Genomic DNA, 16,574 nt, shown 5'->3' on the forward strand with positions numbered 1-16,574 from the left:
AAGGTCTACTGAAGCCGCCTGTTCCTTGCCGCCGAGATTCAACCCGATGCCCGATGCTCCCCGCGCCGCCGTCTACGGCTTCCCGCCCTTCGACGTGGTCGACGTTCCCGTCGGCGCCCTGCAGGTCTCGCCGCTGGTGGTGGGCTCGACCGACTGGGCCGACATCGCCGAGGGCTCGCTGGACGAGATCGTGGTCCTGGCCCCGCCTGGCGTCGCCGAGCGGCGCTATGTCCTGGCCCAGGCCCTTAAGGCCCTGAAGGTCGAGGGACGGCTGACCGCCCTGGCCCCCAAGGACCGCGGCGGCCTGCGGATGAACAAGGAACTGACGGCGTTCGGCTGCACGATCGGCGAGAGCGCCAAGCGCCATCATCGGATCTGCGTGGCCCTCAAGCCGGCCAACCCGGTCGGCCTGGACGCCGCCGTCGCCGAGGGCGCGCCTCGGCGGCTGGATGGCGACGGCCTGTGGACCCAGCCGGGCGTGTTCAGCTGGGATCGCCTGGATCCCGGCTCGGCCCTGCTGCTGAAGTCGCTGCCGCCGCTGGGCGGGGTCGGCGTCGACCTGGGCTGCGGCATCGGCGTGCTGGCGCACGCGGTGCTGACCTCGCCGAAGGTGACCAAGCTGACCCTGGTCGACCTGGACCGCCGGGCGGTCGAGGCGGCCAGGCGCAATGTCGACGATCCGCGCGTCGAGGTCCTGCAGGCCGACGCCCGGCGCGGCGCCGACCTTGCCGCCGGCCTGGACTTCGTGGTCACCAATCCGCCGTTCCACGACGCCGGGGCCGGGGCCGAGGACAAGGGCCTGGGCCAGGCGTTCATCGCCTCGGCCGCGGGCATGCTGCGCAAGAGCGGCGTGCTGTGGATCGTCGCCAACCGCCACCTGCCCTACGAGGCGGTGCTGAACGAGCACTTCAAAAACGTGCGGCCGGTGTCGGACGCCGGCGGCTTCAAGGTCTACGAGGCGCGCAAGTGACAAAAGCGCTGATGGCTCGGCTGGACCGGCTGTTGGCCAATCTCGGCTACGGCAGCCGGCGCGACGTCCAGGCCCTGGTCTCGGCCGGCAAGGTCACGCTGGACGGCGTGGCGATCAAGGACGCCGGGCTGAAGGTCGCCGTGGCCGCCGACCTGCCGCTGCGCCTGAAGATCCGCGGCGTCCCGGTCGATCCGCCGGCGCCGCTGGTGCTGATCATGCACAAGCCGCTGGGCGTGGTCTGTTCGCACCGCGAGGACGGCGAGCGGATCTACGACCTCCTGCCCAAGCGCTGGCAGATCCGCGACCCGGCCCTTTCGAGCGTCGGGCGGCTGGACAAGGACACCTCGGGCCTGATCCTGATCACCGACGACGGCGACTTCCTGCACCGGGTGATCTCGCCCAAGCGCCACGTGCCCAAGGTCTACCGCGCCACGCTGGACCGGCCGCTGACCGGGACGGAGGGCGCGGCCTTCGCCAGCGGGACCCTGCTGCTGGAGGGCGAGGAAAAGCCGCTGCTGCCGGCCAAGCTGGAGGTGCTGGGCGAGCGTGAGGCGCGGCTGACCATCACCGAAGGCCGCTACCACCAGGTGCGCCGGATGTTCGCCGCCGTGGGCAACCATGTGGTCGGGCTGCACCGCGAGCGCATCGGCGGCCTCGCCCTTCCCGACGACCTAGCGCCGGGCGAGCACCGGATCCTGACAGCCGCCGAGGCGGAGGGGGTGTTCGATGCCTGACGCCAAGCCCGAGGAGCGCCTGATGGACGCGCGCGGTCATCGCTGCCCCGTGCCGACCCTGCGTCTGCGCCGGGCGCTGGAGGAGGCTCCAGCCGGGGGCTTGGTCCGCCTGCTGGCCGACGACCCGCTGGCCCGCATCGACGTGCCGCATTTCGCCGCCAGCGCCGGCGCGACCGTGCTGGAGATCGTCGATGCTCCGAACGGCGCGATCAGCTTTCTGGTGGCGAAGGCGCCTTGAGCGGAATGGCCTTGGGGCCCTCGAGCAGGGCCCTGGGCCGCTCGTCCAGCGCGATCTCCATCTCGGTGGCCAGAGCGCCGCCGTAGAACACGGCGTTGACGCTCCAGGACAGCCAGATCAGGAAGATGATCACCGCCGAGATCGAGCCGTAGGTCGCGCCCAGATGGGCCACCTGCTCGACATAGAAGGCGCTGGCCCAGGACATGAACACGCACATCACCGCCGCGGCGAAGCCGCCGGCGATCGAGGCGCGCCAGCCGACCGGGGCGCGAGACATGGCGTAGCGATAGATCAGGGTCATGCCGACCAGCAGGCCCAGGCTGGCCCAGGTCCATTCGCTCTGGATCCACGACGCGCCGGCCAGGGGGCGAAGGTTCAGGGTGCTGGCCAGCAGGCGGAAGGTAAGGAACACGCCCGACATCACGAACAGCAGGGCGAAGGCGGCGACCAGCACCACCAGGGCCATGAAGTTGAAGCCGAAGAAGCCGCGCTGGTCCTCCTCGTCATGGATGAAGGAAAGGCCGGCCAGCAGGGCCTTGAAGCCACGATGGGCGGCGTAGAGACCGATCACCAGGACCACGGCGCTCTGGGCGGAGATCGCCCTTTCCGGGGCGTGGGCCAGGCGGGCCAGCTCGCTCTGGAAGATCGGCCGGGCGCCCGACGGCATCAGGAACGACAGCTTGTCGGCCTGGTCGGCGGCCTGTTCGGGGGTCAGCAGCATGCTGAACAGGCCGATCAGGATCGCCAGGCCGGGGAACACCGCCAGCAGGATGAAGAACGAGACGCCGCCGACATACAGCATCACGTCGCGGCCCCACAGCCGCTGCAGGGCCAGGCCCAGGACGCGCAGGATCTCTCTGGCCCAATGGATCGGATCGAGATCGAGATCTCGAAAGCGAATACGGTCCTGGGGGGAATTCATGCGGCGGAAACTGGCCTCGGCGCCGCTTCGACGCAAGCGCGCCGCCAAAAAAACATCGGTTTCGAGCACAAAGACCCGCCGCTTCAGGGAAAGCGGCGGGTCTCCGCAGGACGAACCTGAACCGATCGCCGCATCGAGGGACGGGTGGCGCGACGGCCGGTTGCAGGATCAGGTTTAGACCCTGGCGGCTGAACCGGACCTGAATGATCTCGTCAGGAGGCGGGAGGCTAAAGCGCGCCCTGGTCTTTCAGCGCCGCGATCGCCTCGGCCGAGAAGCCCCAGTCCGCGAGCGCCATGTCGTTGTCGGCCCCGATCCTCGGCGGCGGGCCCTGGATCGCGCCGGGCGTGGCCGAGAAGCGTGGCGCCGGCGCCGGCTGGGTCACGCCGGCCACCTCGACGAAGGTCTGGCGGGCGGCGTTATGGGCGTGGGCCGGAGCCTCGTCCATCGTCAGGACCGGGGCGAAGCAGACGTCGGTCCCGTCCATCAGGGCGCACCAGTCGTCGCGGGTTCGGGTCGCGATCACCGCCGCCAGCTTCTCCCGCAGCTGCGGCCACTCTTCGCGGCTCATCTGACGCTGGAACTGCGGGTCGGTGATCCCGGTCTTTTCCAGCAGGAGGAGGTAGAATTGCGGCTCGATCGAGCCGATCGAGATCCACTTGCCGTCAGCGCACCGGTAGGTGTCGTAGAAGTGGGCTCCGCCGTCCAGCAGGTTGGACCGCCGCTCCTCGCCCCACAGGCCACCGGCCTTGAAGCCGTAGAACATCGCCATCAGCGAGGCCGCGCCGTCGCTCATCGCGCAGTCGATCACCTGGCCTTGCCCCGTCGCCCGGGCGTGGATCACCCCGGCCAGCAGGCCGAAGGCCAGGTACAGCGCCCCGCCCCCGAAATCGCCGACCAGGTTCAGCGGCGGCGTCGGCCGATCCTGCGGACCGATCGCCGCCAGGGCGCCGGTGATGGCGATGTAGTTGATGTCGTGGCCAGCGGCCTTGGCGTACGGACCGGTCTGGCCCCAGCCGGTCATGCGGCCGTAGACCAGCCGGGGATTGCGCGCCAGAGCCGCGTCAGGCCCCAGGCCCAACCGCTCCATGACCCCCGGGCGGAACCCCTCGATCAAGCCGTCGGCGCGCTCCATCAGCGTCAGGCAGGTCTCGACCGCGGCCGGCGACTTCAGGTCCAGCGCCACCGACCGGCGCCCCCGGGCGGTGACGTCGGCGGGCGAACCACGCCCCGCGCCCTTGCGGTCGATGCGGACGACGTCGGCCCCCAGGTCCGACAGCAGCATGCCGCAGAACGGTCCGGGACCGAGCCCGGCGAATTCCAGCACCTTCAGGCCGGACAAAGGTCCTTGGGGTCCCTGGGCCATATGTTCCTCCCGGCCGACTCTCGCGGCGCTCGTTCCCCGGCCACTAAAAGGTCCCTGCCCTTCGGTCAGGCAAGGGCGTTTGTCCGTTCGCGGGCCTGCGGCGATGCGTACCTATGAGGGCCGTCCGCCTCTGCTATGTTGCGACGTCGAATCTCGACGGCGTCGCGCCGTCGGGCGAGGCCGGTACCCGGGGCGGAGGCTTGAGTTGGCGGTGAACGCCCGAATCCTGATCGTGGCGCGCGACGATGCTCGCGCCGGGCCGCTGTCCGAAGGGCTCGACAAGCTCGGCTGGCGGACCATCACCGCGCGCGGTCCCTACGCCGCCTTGGCCGCCCTGGGCGACCTGAACATCGAGGCGGTGATCGTCGACCTGGAGAGCGCCGGCCCCGACGCCCACTCGCTGTCGCGTCGCCTGAAAGCGGCGGTTGCGCCGCGCCGCCTGCCGGTCATCGCCATCGGCGAGCCGGGCGCGGAGGCCAACACCCAGGCTTTCGACCTGACCCTGTCGCCGCCCCTGCATCCCAGCCAGGCCGTGCTGCGCCTGGAGTCCCTGGTCCGCACCGCCATCGCCGAGGAGGAGTTCGAGCTTCGGTTGGCCACCTTCGGCGACCGCGGCCGGCGGCTGGACCTGCCCGAGCCGCAGGTCGAGCCGTTCCGCGTCCTGGCGATCGGCGAGCCGGCCCCGCAGTTCCTGGCCCTGTCCAACGCCCTGACCCGCAGCGGGGCCGACGTGGTCGGCGCCTTCACCGCCTACACGGCCTTCGATTACCTGCACGAGCGGGCGTTCGACGCCGTGGTGCTGTGGGCCGGCGACAGCCAGCAGGAAGCCTTGTCGATCGCGGCGGGCATGCGTCGCAACACCCGGCTCTTCCACATCCCGGCCCTGCTCTACCTGAAGGCCGAGAGCTATGTGACCATGTCGGAGGCCTTCCATCGCGGGGTGTCCGACGTCGCCTCGCCCGAGACGGCCGAGATCGAGACCGCCAAGCGGGTCATCGAACTGGCCCGCAACTACCGGCGCGGCGAGTCGATCCGCGGCGCCCTGGAAAAGGCCCGCAGCTCGGGCCTGATGGACGCCGCCACCGGCCTGTTCACCCGCGATCTGTTCGCCGCTCACCTGGTCCGCCTGGCCGGCGCCGCCCGCGAGCGGGCCCGGCCGCTGTCGATCTGCGTGCTGCGGGTCGCCGACAAGCCCGACACCGTCTGGGCGCGCAAGAACGGCTGGCTGGACCGCGCCATTCCGCAGATCGGCTCGATGGTGGGCCGGCTGGTGCGGGTCGAGGACACCGCCGCGCGGCTGGCGCCTGAGGTCTTCGCCCTGGCCCTGCCCGCCACCAACCAGGCCGCCGGACGCGCCGCCGCCGAGCGGATCGCCGCGGTGATCGGCTGCACGGCCTTCGACGCCGGCGACGACCGCCCGCCGTTCGTCTGCGAGTTCGACATCGGCGTGGCCCAGATCGAGGCCGGCGAGAGCGCCGTCCACGCCCTGGAACGCGCCGCCGCCCAGGCCCTGCAGCGGCACAGCGCTTAGAGGTCGGCGTGTGAAATCCTCGTCCTTCGACAGGCTCAGGATGAGGATTTTTGAAGCGCCGCGCCAGCAATCGTCCTCATCCTGAGCTTGTCGAAGGACGAGGACGCCCCTAGAGCAAGTCGCGCGATATAAGAATCGCACGGCTTGCTCTAGATTTTTGTTTTCGCATCGCTTTTGCGGAAAACCGGCATCCACTTTTCCGCGCGATGCTCTAGGTGCTGCAGCGTTCGCCATCGAAGGACCGCGCCATGGGACAGCCGCTGCTTATCGACCTCGTCGCCGACGTCGTCTGTCCCTGGTGCTATCTGGGCTGGCGGCGGGTGAAATCGGCCGTGGCCCTGCGGCCGGACGTCGAGCCGCTGATCGTCTGGCGGCCCTACCAGCTGGACCCGACCCTTCCCGAGCAAGGCGTTGACCGCAAAGCCTATATGGCCGGCAAGTTCAAGGACCCCCTGAAGCTGAAGGCGGTGCACACCGCCTTGGTCGAGGCCGGCGCCGAGGAAGGGATCGTCTTCGATTTCGACGCCATCGAACGCTCGCCCAACACCAGCGCCGCCCACCGCCTGATCCGCTGGGCGCATGGCGCGGGCAAGCAGGACGCCGTGGTCGAGGCGCTGTTCGCCGCCTATTTCACCCACGCTCGCGACATCGGCGATCCGGCGGTGCTGGCGCAGATCGGCGAGGCGGCGGGCATGGACCCCGTCGTGATCCTGCGCCTGCTGTCCGAAGGCGCGGACAAGGACACTGTCGCCCGCGAGCACGCCATGGCCGTCCAGGCCGGCGTCACCGGCGTGCCGTTCGCCATCTTCGGCGGCAAGCTGGCGGTCGTCGGCGCCGAAAGCCCGGAAAACATCGCCCAGGCCATCGACAAGGCGCTTGAACAGGCGGCCTGACGAGGCCAATTCTCCGGTCGGGGAAGCCGCCAGTCCGGCGGCGCGTTGTCGGGACTTTTCCATGCCTCATTCCAGCATCCAGATGGCGGTCACGGTCGCCGTCGTCGCCGTGGTCTTCGCCCTGCGGTTCCGGGGCATGACGCGGGAGCGGCGGCTCAGGCTGGAGCTGATGTGGATCATGCCGGCCCTGCTGGTGGCCGCCATGGTCGCCGTTCTCGCGCAGTTCCCGCCGCATGGGGTGGACTGGGCCTGGCTGGCGGCGATCTTCGCGGTCGGGGCCACCATCGGCTGGTGGCGCGGCAAGCTGATCCCGATCGCCATCGACCCGCAGACCCACCTGCTGAACACCAAGCCGTCGCCGGCCGCGATCCTGTTCCTGCTGGGCCTGTTCGTCGTCCGCTTCGCCCTGCGCGCCCTGGTCGAGAGCGAGGCCTCGGCCTGGCATATCAACGCCGCGCTGGTCACCGACGGCTTCCTCGTGCTCGGCGTGGGCCTGTTGGCTGTCTCGCGCCTGGAGATGGCCCTGCGCGCCTGGATCCTGCTGCGTGAAGCCCGCGCGGCCAGGGCGCAAGCGGCGGCCTGACGGCTCGCGCCGGCAAACCCCCTCCGGCCCTCCGGGCCACCTCCCCCAGAGGGGGAGGATCTACCTTGGAGAGATGCTCCCCCTCTGGGGGAGCTGTCGCGTAGCGACTGAGGGGGCCTTCGCGGACATAGCTTCACGCTCACGCGCCGAAGCTGCGATGGATGGGAAGGGTGCGAAGCGCCCGGGCCTCGCCCGGAATAGCTTTGATGTTTTGTACCGTTTCGACGAAGTTCAGGCGCTTCGCGTGGAACCGTTATCCGGAAGCCTTCGGGTCGCGGATTTTTAACCCGCTCCGATGGAGGCCCCCGACGGGCAGGACGTTGGCTCCGTCCTGGACCGCACGGGCGATTTCAGCCCGTGCCTGTTGCGCTTGCCGATCCCTCGCCGCCTGGGTTTCGTCCTGTGTTGCAAGGAACCTGCCCAGGACCGTCGCGAAAGGTTGTCACCGAAGACCACCGACAAACGCTTCCCGCTCGACCACCCCTAGAGCCGCATCGGTCGCCGTACGTGCGCCCTTCCCGTGCCTTCAGGTGGGATCAGGATACGGGCGGTCGAAAGGGGTGAGGATCAAATCGGGTCGAGAAAGTTCAAGGCATTGAAATCGCTGGACTTTGCTTCCTGAGCACCGAGCATAACTCGCCGGGGACGTGCTCTCACGGCAAGGCGTCGCGGATCGATCCACGGCCTCGGGGTGAGTGCATGTCCCCAACGCCATCCACGGCGCCATGGGACCTCAGCGCCGGACTCAGCGGATCCGTTGGGGACACGCACTCACGACCAGCGCCCTGCAAACCGGCCAGCGTCTTGCCGTGAGTGCGCGTCCCCGGCATTTCACCCCTCCAAGGTCGTCTTCATCGCCGCGCAGCCCAGGTCCATGAAGCCGGCCACGCGCTCGGCGGCGTCGTGCGGCAGGATGTCGGCGATCCAGACGATGCGGCTGCCCTGTCCTTCAGGCAGCACCTGCATCGCGCCGTTGTGGTGGGTCAGCAGCGCGCTGCCGACCACCGACCACGCCAGGCGGCGGGCCTCGTCGTCGACCGCGACGATCAGCTCGCGGGCCACCAGGCCGTTGGCGAAGGTGACGATCCGCGCCCCTTCCTCCACCTGGCAGTCGGTCAGGGCGCCGGGGCACATGCGCTGGTGGACATGGCCCCAGTCGCGCACGGCGTCCCAGACCTGGCCGGGGCTCGGCGCGACATCGATGGACCGGGTGATCGTGGCCATGGCAAATCTCCTCTCGGGCTTTGGCTGATCTTCGCAGACCCGCGCCACGCTGGCTGGCGGGATCCGGACCCGGTCATCTGAGCCGCGAACGCGCCGTGGGCTCCAGGCGCAGACGTTGGATCACGCCGCGTTTCGAGACGAGGCCAAAGCCGTCGCCCAGGCCCGCCCGCTCGGCGCGGACCAGGTGCTCGGCATGGGCCGACGCGTCGGCGAAGCGGCCGATCCAGGCCAGAACCTGCTCGCCCTCGCGCACCGGCAGGCGGGGAAAGCTGTTCTCGGCGGCTTCGGTGACCATCCAGCCCAGGATCTCGGCGCCGGCCGCCTCCAGGGCCGGCCGGACCTCGTCCTCGAACCGGGCGGCGAAGTCGGCGGGCGGCGGGCCGTCCAGGGCCTGGATCGTGACGCCGATTAGGGACGCCGGGCCCAGGTCCGCGCCGTCAGGCTGGCGCGGCGGCAGGTCGAGGCGGGCGGCGTCCAGCGGTGGCTTGAGCAGCAGGACGTCGTCATTGTCGTCCAACGTGGCGTTGGCCGCCTCGCGATGAGCCTGCCAGATCGGACCGCCGTAGAAGCCCTCCAGCGCCGCCTTGCGGGCCGCCATGCTCTCGAAGCCGCGCATCCAGACGAAATGGCCGGGCGCGTCGAGGTCGCGGAACTGGCCCAGCAGGCTCATGCCGCAGGCTTCCTGGCTCTCGACGAACTCGCGTTCGAACAGAGCGATCAGGTCGTCGCGGCGGCCTGGCTTCATCCGGTACTGGCGCAGCTCGATCACGGCCTGGGCGGTCATGGGAATCCTCCTCGCTGAAGCGAGCGGGATCTAAGGCCAGCCTGCTGACATCCGCTGTCAGCTACCGCCCCGCCAACGCCAGGATCACGCCGCCTTGGCCAGCTTGACCAGCTGGGCCAGGATCTTCTCGGCCGCGTCCAGCCGCTGGGCCGGGGTGTCCCACTCGCCCTTGACCACCACCTTTTGGTCGGGACGCACCTTCCAGACGATGTTGTTCTTGGCCACGAACTGCACCAGGGCCAACGGGTTGGCGAAGGTGTCGCCCCGGAAGCTGGCCACCGCGCCCTTGGGGCCGACGTCGATCTTGGCGACATTGGCCTCGCGGCACAGGCCCTTGATGGCCACCACCTTGAGCAGGCTGTCGGTCTCGGGCGGCAGCGGGCCGAAGCGGTCGATCAGCTCGGCGGCCAGGGCCTCGCGGTCGGCGGCCTTCTCGGCTTCCGACAGGCGGCGATAGAGCGACAGGCGGACATTGAGGTCGGGCACGTAGTCGTCGGGAATCATCACCGCCGCGCCGGTGTTGATCTGCGGCGACCAGCCGCGGTCCTCCAGCAGGGCCTCGGCCCCTTGGCGCTCGCGCAGCTCGGCGACGGCGTCCTCCAGCATCTGCTGGTAGAGCTCGACCCCGATCTCCTTGATGTGGCCGCTCTGCTCGTCGCCCAGCAGGTTGCCGCCGCCGCGCTGGTCCAGGTCGTGGCTGGCAAGCTGGAAACCCGCTCCAAGACTGTCCAGCGACTGCAGCACCTTCAGCCGCTTCTCGGCCGACAGGGTGATGGTCTTCTCGTTGGGCGTGGTCAGATAGGCGTAGGCCCGGGCCTTGGACCGGCCGACCCGGCCGCGGATCTGGTACAGCTGGGCCAGGCCGAACATGTCGGCGCGGTGGACGATCAGGGTGTTGGCGCTGGGAATGTCCAGCCCGCTTTCGACGATAGTCGTCGCAAGAAGCACGTCGTACTGGCCCTCGTAGAAGGCCGTCATCACGTCTTCCAGCTGGGTCGGGGCCATTTGCCCATGCCCGACCACGTACTTGATCTCCGGCACCTGGGTGCGGAGGAACTTCTCGATATCCTCCAGGTCCTTGATGCGCGGCACCACGTAATAGGCCTGGCCGCCGCGGTACTTCTCGCGCAGCAGGGCCTCGCGCAGGGTGACCGGGTCGAACGGGCTGATGTAGGTGCGCACCGCCAGGCGATCGACCGGCGGGGTGGCGATGATCGACATTTCGCGAATGCCGCTGAGCGCCATCTGCAGGGTGCGCGGGATCGGCGTGGCGGTCAGGGTCAGCATGTGCACGTCGGCGCGAAGCTCCTTGAGCTTCTCCTTGTGCTTGACCCCGAAGTGCTGCTCCTCGTCGACGATGACCAGGCCCAGGTCCTTGAACGACACCTGCTTGGACAGGATGGCGTGGGTGCCGACCACAATCTCGAACTGGCCGTTGGCCAGGCCCTCGCGGGTGTCGGCGGCCTCCTTGCCCGTGACCAGGCGCGACAGGCGGGTGACCTTGACCGGCCAGCCCTGGAAGCGGTCCTTGAAGGTCTTGTAGTGCTGGCGGGCCAGCAGGGTGGTCGGGCAGACGATCGCCACCTGCTTGCCGCTCATCGCCACCACGAAGGCGGCGCGCAGGGCGACCTCGGTCTTGCCGAAGCCGACGTCGCCGCAGATCAGCCGGTCCATCGGCTTGCCCGAGGACAGGTCCTCCAGCACGTCGGCGATGGCCGACAGCTGGTCGTCGGTCTCTTCGTAGGGGAAGCGGGCGCAGAACTCGTCGAACACCCCGTGCGGCGGGTCGGTCTCCTCCACCGACTTCAGCTGACGGGCGGCGGCGATCTGGATCAGGCCCTCGGCCATCACCCGCAGCCGTTCTTTCGCCTTGGCCTTGCGCCCCTGCCACGCCGCCCCGCCCAGCTTGTCCAGCTGGACGTTCTCGCCGTCGGTCCCGTAGCGGGTCAGCAGGTCGATGTTCTCGACCGGCAGGTAGAGCTTGGCCTCGCCGCCGTACAGCAGGTCCAGGCAGTCGTGCGGCGCGCCCTGGACGTCGAGGGTCTTGAGGCCCTCATAGCGGCCGATGCCGTGATCGATATGGACCACCAAGTCGCCGGGGGTCAGGGCGCTGGCCTCGGCCAGGAAATTGGCGGCGCGGCGCTTCTTGCGCGGCCGGGCCAAGCGATCGCCGAGGATGTCGGTCTCGGAGATCACCGCCAGGCTATCGGTCTCGAAGCCGTTGTCGAGCGGTAGGACCACGCGCTGCGGGGTCTTGGGGTCATTGGCCTTGGCCGCCTGCCAGTAGGCGGCGTAGGGGATCTTCTTCAGGCCGTGGTCGGCCAGCATCATGCCCAGGCGCTCGGACGAGCCCTCGGACCACGAGGCGAACAGCACGCGTTTCCCCTGCCCCGCCAGCGTGGTGGCGTGATCGGCGGTCGCCTGGAACAGGTTGACGCTGTCCTGGGCCCGCTCGGCGGCGAAGGTGCGGCCAAGCTTGGCGCCCATGTCGACGACGTCCAGGCCCTGCGGCTGGAACGGCGTGAACTTGCGGTTGGGGCGGTCCTCGACGGCCTGGTCCCATTCCTTGGCGGTCAGGTACAGGGCGTCGGGCGCCAGCGGCCGGTAGGCCGATTTGCGGTCAGCCGAGGCGCGGGCGTCATAGGCGTCGGCGATCATCGCCAGCCGCTCGTCGCGGCTCTCGGTGACCTGGTGGTCGACGCCGACCAGGGCCCCGGCCGGCAGGTAGTCGAACAGGGTCGCCATCCGCTCGTAGAACAGCGGCAGCCAGTGCTCCAGACCTGCGCGACGGCCGCCCTCGCTGACCGTGGCGTACAGCGGATCGTCACCCGGCGCGCCGAATGCGCGGACATAGCCGGCCCGGAAGCGCGAGACGCCGTCCTTGTCGAGCAGGGCCTCGCTGACCGGCAGCAGCTGGATCTCGCGAAGCTGCTTGGTCGAGCGCTGGGTTTCCGGGTCGAAGGCGCGGATGCTCTCCAGCGTGTCGCCGAACAGGTCCAGGCGCACGGGCTCCTCGGCGGCCGGCGGATAGACGTCGATGACGCCGCCGCGGATTGCGAACTCGCCGCGTTCCGACACGGTCGAGGCCCGGCTGTAGCCGTTGATCGCGAAATAGCGTTCCAGGTCGGCCACGTCGACGCTGTTGCCGACCTTGGCCGAATAGCTGGCGCGCAGCAGGACGGACTTCTCGGGCACGCGCTGCAGCAGGGCCGGCGCGGCGGTGACCAGCATCGCCGGCTTGTCCTTGCCCAGCCCCTCGGCCAGGCGGTGCAGGGTGGCCATGCGCACGGCGGCCACGCCGGCCGATGGACCGATGCGGTCATAGGGCAGGCAGTCCCAGGACGGGAACAGCACGGCCTCGATCTCGGGCGCGAAGAACTTCAGGGCGTCGATGAAGGCGCTGGCCCGGGCGGTGTCGCGGGCGACGAAGGCGGTCAGGCCGCCGCGCGCCCGGGCGATGTCGGCCATGACCAGGGCATCGAAGCCTTCCGGCGCGCCGGCCAGGGTCAGGCCTCCCGAGGCCTTGGCGATCTGTTTGGCGTCGTAGGCCATGCTGCTCTTCGAAGGTTGAGCCAGCGACAACGCCGCCGGTACTGATGCTGTTGCCTGAAAACGGTCCCGAAGCGAGCCGCTACATCCCGTCGCCGATCGGCCGCGAGGCATGGGCTTCGTAGCGGAAGGTCTTGATCAGGGTCAGGACGTCGGTGTCGAACTTGGCCGGCGTCGGCTCCTGGCCGACGATCCAGGCGTAGATCTCGCGATCGGACTCCTCCATCAGCGTTTCGAAGGCATCCAGCTGCTCGAGAGTCAGATTCGGGCCATGGGTATCCGCGAACGGCCCCAGAATGAGGTCCGCTTCCCGAAATCCGCGATGCCAGGCCCGGAACTTCAGCCGCCGGAGGCGGGAGTCGTGATCGATGCTCATGTGACCGGGGATATAGAGCGCTCCACGCCCCGACGCCAGCCGCGCATTGACCGCGATCCGCGCCGCCTGTAGGCGCGGGCCATGGCCTCGCTGATGATCCAGGGCTGCGGTTCGGACGTGGGCAAGTCGACCCTGGTGGCCGGCCTGTGCCGGCTGTTCGCCAACCGTGGCCTGATCGTGCGGCCGTTCAAGCCGCAGAACATGTCCAACAACGCGGCCGTCACCGCCGACGGCGGCGAGATCGGCCGGGCCCAGGCCCTGCAGGCGATCGCCTGCCGCACGCCGCCGACCGTCCACATGAACCCGGTGCTGCTGAAGCCGCAAAGCGACGTCGGGGCCCAGGTGGTGGTGCGCGGCAAGGTGGTCGGCGCTTACAAGGCCCGGGCGTTCCAGGGGCTGAAGCCCGACCTGCTGGCCACCACGGTTGACAGCTACCGCCTGCTGGCCGCCGAGGCCGACCTGGTGCTGGTCGAGGGCGCGGGCAGCCCAGCCGAGACCAATCTGCGCAAGGGCGACATCGCCAACATGGGCTTCGCCCACGCCGCCGACGTGGCGGTCGCCCTGGTCGGCGACATCGACCGGGGCCACGTGATCGCCGCCCTGGCCGGGGCGCACCTGGTGCTGGACGCCGCCGATCGCGACCGCATCAAGGGCTTCATCATCAACAAGTTCCGCGGCGATCCTTCGCTGTTCGACGACGGCCGTCGCGAGATCGTCGCCCGGACCGGCTGGCCCGACCTGGGCATGGCGCCCTGGCTGGCCCCGGCCCGCGCCCTGCCCGCCGAGGACGCCGTGGTGCTGGAGCGTCCCGTCCGGACCGACGGCGATCGGCGCGTGCGGATCGCGGTCCCGATGCTGTCGCGGATCGCCAATTTCGACGAGTTCGACCCGCTGCGAGCCGATCCCGGCATCGACTTCGCCTTCCTGCCGCCCGGCACGCCGGTGCCCGGCGACGCCGACCTGGTGATCCTGCCGGGGACCAAGGCCACCCTGGCCGACCTGGCCTTCCTGCGCGCCCAGGGCTGGGACATCGACATCCTGGCCCACGCGCGGCGCGGCGGTCGGGTGCTGGGCGTCTGCGGCGGCTACCAGATGCTGGGGCGCACGGTGAGCGATCCCGACGGGATCGAGGGGGCGCCGGGGTCGGCGGCGGGGCTGGGCCTTCTGGACGTCGAAACGGTGCTGCGGGGCGACAAGGTGTTGCGCGCGGCGTCGGGCCGTCTGCTGGCCGGCGACGCGGTCTTCTCGGGCTACGAGATGCATGTCGGCCGCACCACCGGTCCCGGTACGGCCCGGCCGATGCTGGCCTTCGACGGGGGAACCGTGGACGGCGCGGTCTCGGCCGACGGCCGGGTGGCCGGAGCCTATGTCCACGGCCTGTTCGAGCGCGGCGAGGCGCGCGCGGCCCTGCTGGCCCCGCTGGGCCTGGCGACCACGCCGCGTGATCACGCCGCCACGGTCGACGCGGCGCTGGACGACATCGCCGCGATGCTGGAGCAGACGCTGGACATCGAGGCCATCGGGCGGATCGCGGGGCTGTAGGCGCTCCTGCATCCGTCGAGGTCGGTCCCAAGTCGTCGCGTCGTCCGTCATGACAAGCTAGGGTGGCGCCTACGAATCCGCGAGGACCGCCGCATGACGACCGCCCGCCCCCGCCCGCTTTCCGCCCTGCGCGCCTTCCTGCGCAGCGAATCTTCCGGCGGGCTGCTGCTGATGGGCTCGGCCGCCCTGGCGCTGGTGGTCGCCAACTCGCCGCTGGCCGACGGTTATTTCCACGCCCTGCACGTCTATGTCGGCGGTCTCAGCGTGGCCCACTGGGTCAATGACGGGCTGATGGCGGTGTTCTTCCTGTTGGTCGGGCTGGAGATCAAGCGCGAGACGGTCGATGGCGAGCTGTCCACCTGGTCGCGGCGCGTGCTGCCGGGCGTCGCAGCCCTGGGCGGCATGATCGCGCCGGCCCTGATCTATGTGGCGGTCAACCACCACACGCCCGCCAACCTGCGCGGCTGGGCGATCCCGGCCGCCACCGACATCGCCTTCGCCCTAGGGGTGCTATCGCTGCTGGGGTCGCGCGTGCCGGGCTCGCTGAAGATCTTCCTGGCGGCCCTGGCGATCATCGACGACCTGGGCGCTATCCTGATCATCGCGATCTTCTACACCGACCACCTGACCCTCTGGGCGCTGGGCGGCGCGGCCGCGACCCTGGCGGTGCTGGTGACGATGAACCGGTTCAAGGTGATGAAGCTGTGGCCTTATCTCATTGTTGGTGCTGGACTTTGGTTCTTCTTCCTCAAGTCCGGCGTGCACGCCACCCTAGCGGGGGTGATCCTGGCCATGACCATCCCGATCACCAAGTCGCCCTCCCATCTGGACGACGCCCATTCGCCGCTGCACCGGCTGGAGCACGGGCTCAATCCCTGGGTGGCCTATCTGGTGGTGCCGGTGTTCGGCTTCGCCAACGCCGGCGTCGCCCTGGGCCAGGTGGGCCTGGCCGAGCTGACCGCGCCCGCCACCCTGGGCGCGTCCCTGGGCCTGTTCCTAGGCAAGCCGATCGGGGTGGGGCTGTTTTGCCTGGCGGCCATCAAGCTGGGCTGGGCCCAACGGCCCAGCGGCGCGTCCTGGACCCAGCTGTTCGGGGTTTCGGCGCTGTGCGGCATCGGCTTCACCATGAGCCTGTTCATCAACAACCTGGCCTTCAACTCAGCCGTCCTTCAGGACGAGACCAAGATCGGCGTGCTGGCCGGCTCGCTGCTGTCGGCCCTGCTGGGCTGGCTGGCCTTCAGCCTGGCGCCGCGTCCGCGCGATCCCCACATTCCAGGCCAAGTTTGATCCGGGAGAGTCCATCATGCGTGTCGCCCTCGTCTCCGCCCTCCTCCTGCTGGGCGCGGCCCAGCCCGCCCTCGCCGCCCCCGCGGTTTCCGAGGTCAAGGTCTCGATCGGCCCGAAGCTGGCGGAGAAGGTCAAGGACATCGGCCAGCGGGACTTCGACATCCTGGCCAGCCAGCTGCAGCGCGCGGTCGAGCGCCGGCTGCCGCCGCGGCCAGGCGGCGGAACCCTCGACCTGGTGATCGAGGACGCCAAGCCCAACCACCCGACGCCGCAGCAGATGGGCAACACGCCGGGCCTGTCCTACCAAAGCTTCGGGGTCGGCGGGGCGCGGATCACTGGCCGCTATGTCGATCCGGCCGGAAAGAGCACGCCGATCACCTACAGCTGGTGGGAAACCGACATCCGCTGGGCCCGGTACGGCTCGACCTGGCACGACGCCGAGAACGCCTTCGACCGCCTGGCCGACCGTCTGGTCAAGGACCAGTTCGACGACGGCTCCAAGCCGCGTCGCTGAAACCACCGTCTCGGACAGATCTTGCCAGCCGCCGCGACACGGCGTCTGATCACTGTTCATGAA

At 69.7% G+C, this 16,574-nt stretch carries 15 protein-coding genes and 1 pseudogene; 10 read left to right on the forward strand and 6 right to left on the reverse strand.

Features of this window, described 5'->3' with window-relative positions; all coding sequences use genetic code 11:
• Window positions 1-46 precede the first annotated feature (46 nt).
• The 3 genes from J2X41_RS00360 to J2X41_RS00370 are packed head-to-tail and all read left to right on the forward strand — an operon-like array spanning window position 47 to window position 1,942.
• A complete protein-coding gene (locus tag J2X41_RS00360) occupies window positions 47-970 on the forward strand; it encodes a class I SAM-dependent methyltransferase (RefSeq protein ID WP_310078742.1) in 924 nt (307 codons plus the stop codon).
• Complete coding sequence (locus J2X41_RS00365; RefSeq protein WP_310078744.1) at window positions 967-1,704, forward strand: pseudouridine synthase; 738 nt, start codon at window positions 967-969, stop codon at window positions 1,702-1,704. The genes J2X41_RS00360 and J2X41_RS00365 overlap by 4 nt, the downstream gene beginning before the upstream one ends.
• On the forward strand, window positions 1,697-1,942 hold the full coding sequence (locus tag J2X41_RS00370) for a sulfurtransferase TusA family protein (RefSeq protein WP_310078746.1): 246 nt from the start codon (window positions 1,697-1,699) through the stop codon (window positions 1,940-1,942). Before J2X41_RS00365 ends, J2X41_RS00370 begins: the two co-directional genes overlap by 8 nt.
• Here J2X41_RS00370 and J2X41_RS00375 read toward each other — a convergent pair.
• Together J2X41_RS00375 and J2X41_RS00380 are read right to left on the reverse strand one after the other, a co-directional pair.
• Complete coding sequence (locus J2X41_RS00375; protein ID WP_310078748.1) at window positions 1,914-2,864, reverse strand: YihY/virulence factor BrkB family protein; 951 nt, start codon at window positions 2,862-2,864, stop codon at window positions 1,914-1,916. The genes J2X41_RS00370 and J2X41_RS00375 overlap by 29 nt on opposite strands.
• A 227-nt stretch (window positions 2,865-3,091) precedes the next feature.
• A complete protein-coding gene (locus J2X41_RS00380; RefSeq protein ID WP_310078750.1) occupies window positions 3,092-4,228 on the reverse strand; it encodes a CaiB/BaiF CoA-transferase family protein in 1,137 nt (378 codons plus the stop codon).
• 205 nt (window positions 4,229-4,433) lie between these two features.
• On the opposite strand from J2X41_RS00380, the gene J2X41_RS00385 reads away from it, so the two are divergent.
• The 4 genes and pseudogenes from J2X41_RS00385 to J2X41_RS00400 all read left to right on the forward strand — a co-directional run bounded on the left by J2X41_RS00385 (window position 4,434) and on the right by J2X41_RS00400 (window position 7,235).
• On the forward strand, window positions 4,434-5,759 hold the full coding sequence (locus J2X41_RS00385; RefSeq protein ID WP_310078751.1) for a PleD family two-component system response regulator: 1,326 nt from the start codon (window positions 4,434-4,436) through the stop codon (window positions 5,757-5,759).
• Between the two features lie 15 nt (window positions 5,760-5,774).
• Window positions 5,775-5,866: pseudogene (locus J2X41_RS00390) on the forward strand (hypothetical protein); the annotation flags it as partial.
• Window positions 5,867-6,007: 141 nt separating this feature from the next.
• Window positions 6,008-6,652 carry a DsbA family oxidoreductase gene (locus tag J2X41_RS00395; protein WP_310078753.1) on the forward strand — a complete coding sequence of 215 codons (645 nt, stop codon included), beginning with the start codon at window positions 6,008-6,010 and terminating at the stop codon, window positions 6,650-6,652.
• Window positions 6,653-6,713: 61 nt separating this feature from the next.
• Window positions 6,714-7,235, forward strand: a complete 522-nt coding sequence (locus J2X41_RS00400; protein ID WP_310078754.1) for a CcdC protein domain-containing protein — start codon at window positions 6,714-6,716, stop codon at window positions 7,233-7,235.
• An 831-nt stretch (window positions 7,236-8,066) separates the two neighbouring features.
• Here the strand turns inward: J2X41_RS00400 and J2X41_RS00405 are convergent.
• From J2X41_RS00405 to J2X41_RS00420, 4 genes are all read right to left on the reverse strand, one after another.
• Entirely contained in the window at window positions 8,067-8,459 is a 393-nt protein-coding gene (locus J2X41_RS00405; protein WP_310078755.1) for an SRPBCC family protein, read from the reverse strand.
• A 73-nt stretch (window positions 8,460-8,532) separates the two neighbouring features.
• Window positions 8,533-9,243, reverse strand: a complete 711-nt coding sequence (locus J2X41_RS00410) for an NIPSNAP family protein (protein ID WP_310078756.1) — start codon at window positions 9,241-9,243, stop codon at window positions 8,533-8,535.
• A gap of 84 nt (window positions 9,244-9,327) precedes the next feature.
• Window positions 9,328-12,795: a transcription-repair coupling factor gene (gene mfd, locus J2X41_RS00415; protein WP_310078757.1), complete on the reverse strand. Its 3,468-nt coding sequence runs from the start codon at window positions 12,793-12,795 to the stop codon at window positions 9,328-9,330.
• Window positions 12,796-12,874: 79 nt separating this feature from the next.
• A complete protein-coding gene (locus J2X41_RS00420) occupies window positions 12,875-13,168 on the reverse strand; it encodes a succinate dehydrogenase assembly factor 2 (protein WP_310078758.1) in 294 nt (97 codons plus the stop codon).
• A gap of 81 nt (window positions 13,169-13,249) precedes the next feature.
• Between J2X41_RS00420 and J2X41_RS00425 the strand changes: the two genes are divergently transcribed.
• From J2X41_RS00425 to J2X41_RS00435, 3 genes are all read left to right on the forward strand, one after another.
• On the forward strand, window positions 13,250-14,710 hold the full coding sequence (locus tag J2X41_RS00425) for a cobyric acid synthase (protein ID WP_310078760.1): 1,461 nt from the start codon (window positions 13,250-13,252) through the stop codon (window positions 14,708-14,710).
• A gap of 93 nt (window positions 14,711-14,803) precedes the next feature.
• The gene (gene nhaA, locus J2X41_RS00430; RefSeq protein ID WP_310078761.1) at window positions 14,804-15,997 is read left to right on the forward strand and encodes a Na+/H+ antiporter NhaA; all 1,194 of its coding nucleotides are present in this window, start codon (window positions 14,804-14,806) and stop codon (window positions 15,995-15,997) included.
• A gap of 16 nt (window positions 15,998-16,013) precedes the next feature.
• Window positions 16,014-16,511 (forward strand): hypothetical protein, encoded by a 498-nt coding sequence (locus tag J2X41_RS00435; RefSeq protein WP_310078762.1) that lies wholly within the window; start codon window positions 16,014-16,016, stop codon window positions 16,509-16,511.
• The last annotated feature ends 63 nt before the right edge of the window (window positions 16,512-16,574 follow it).

The sequence above is a fragment of the Caulobacter sp. BE254 genome, from assembly GCF_031457295.1.
Lineage (GTDB): Bacteria > Pseudomonadota > Alphaproteobacteria > Caulobacterales > Caulobacteraceae > Caulobacter.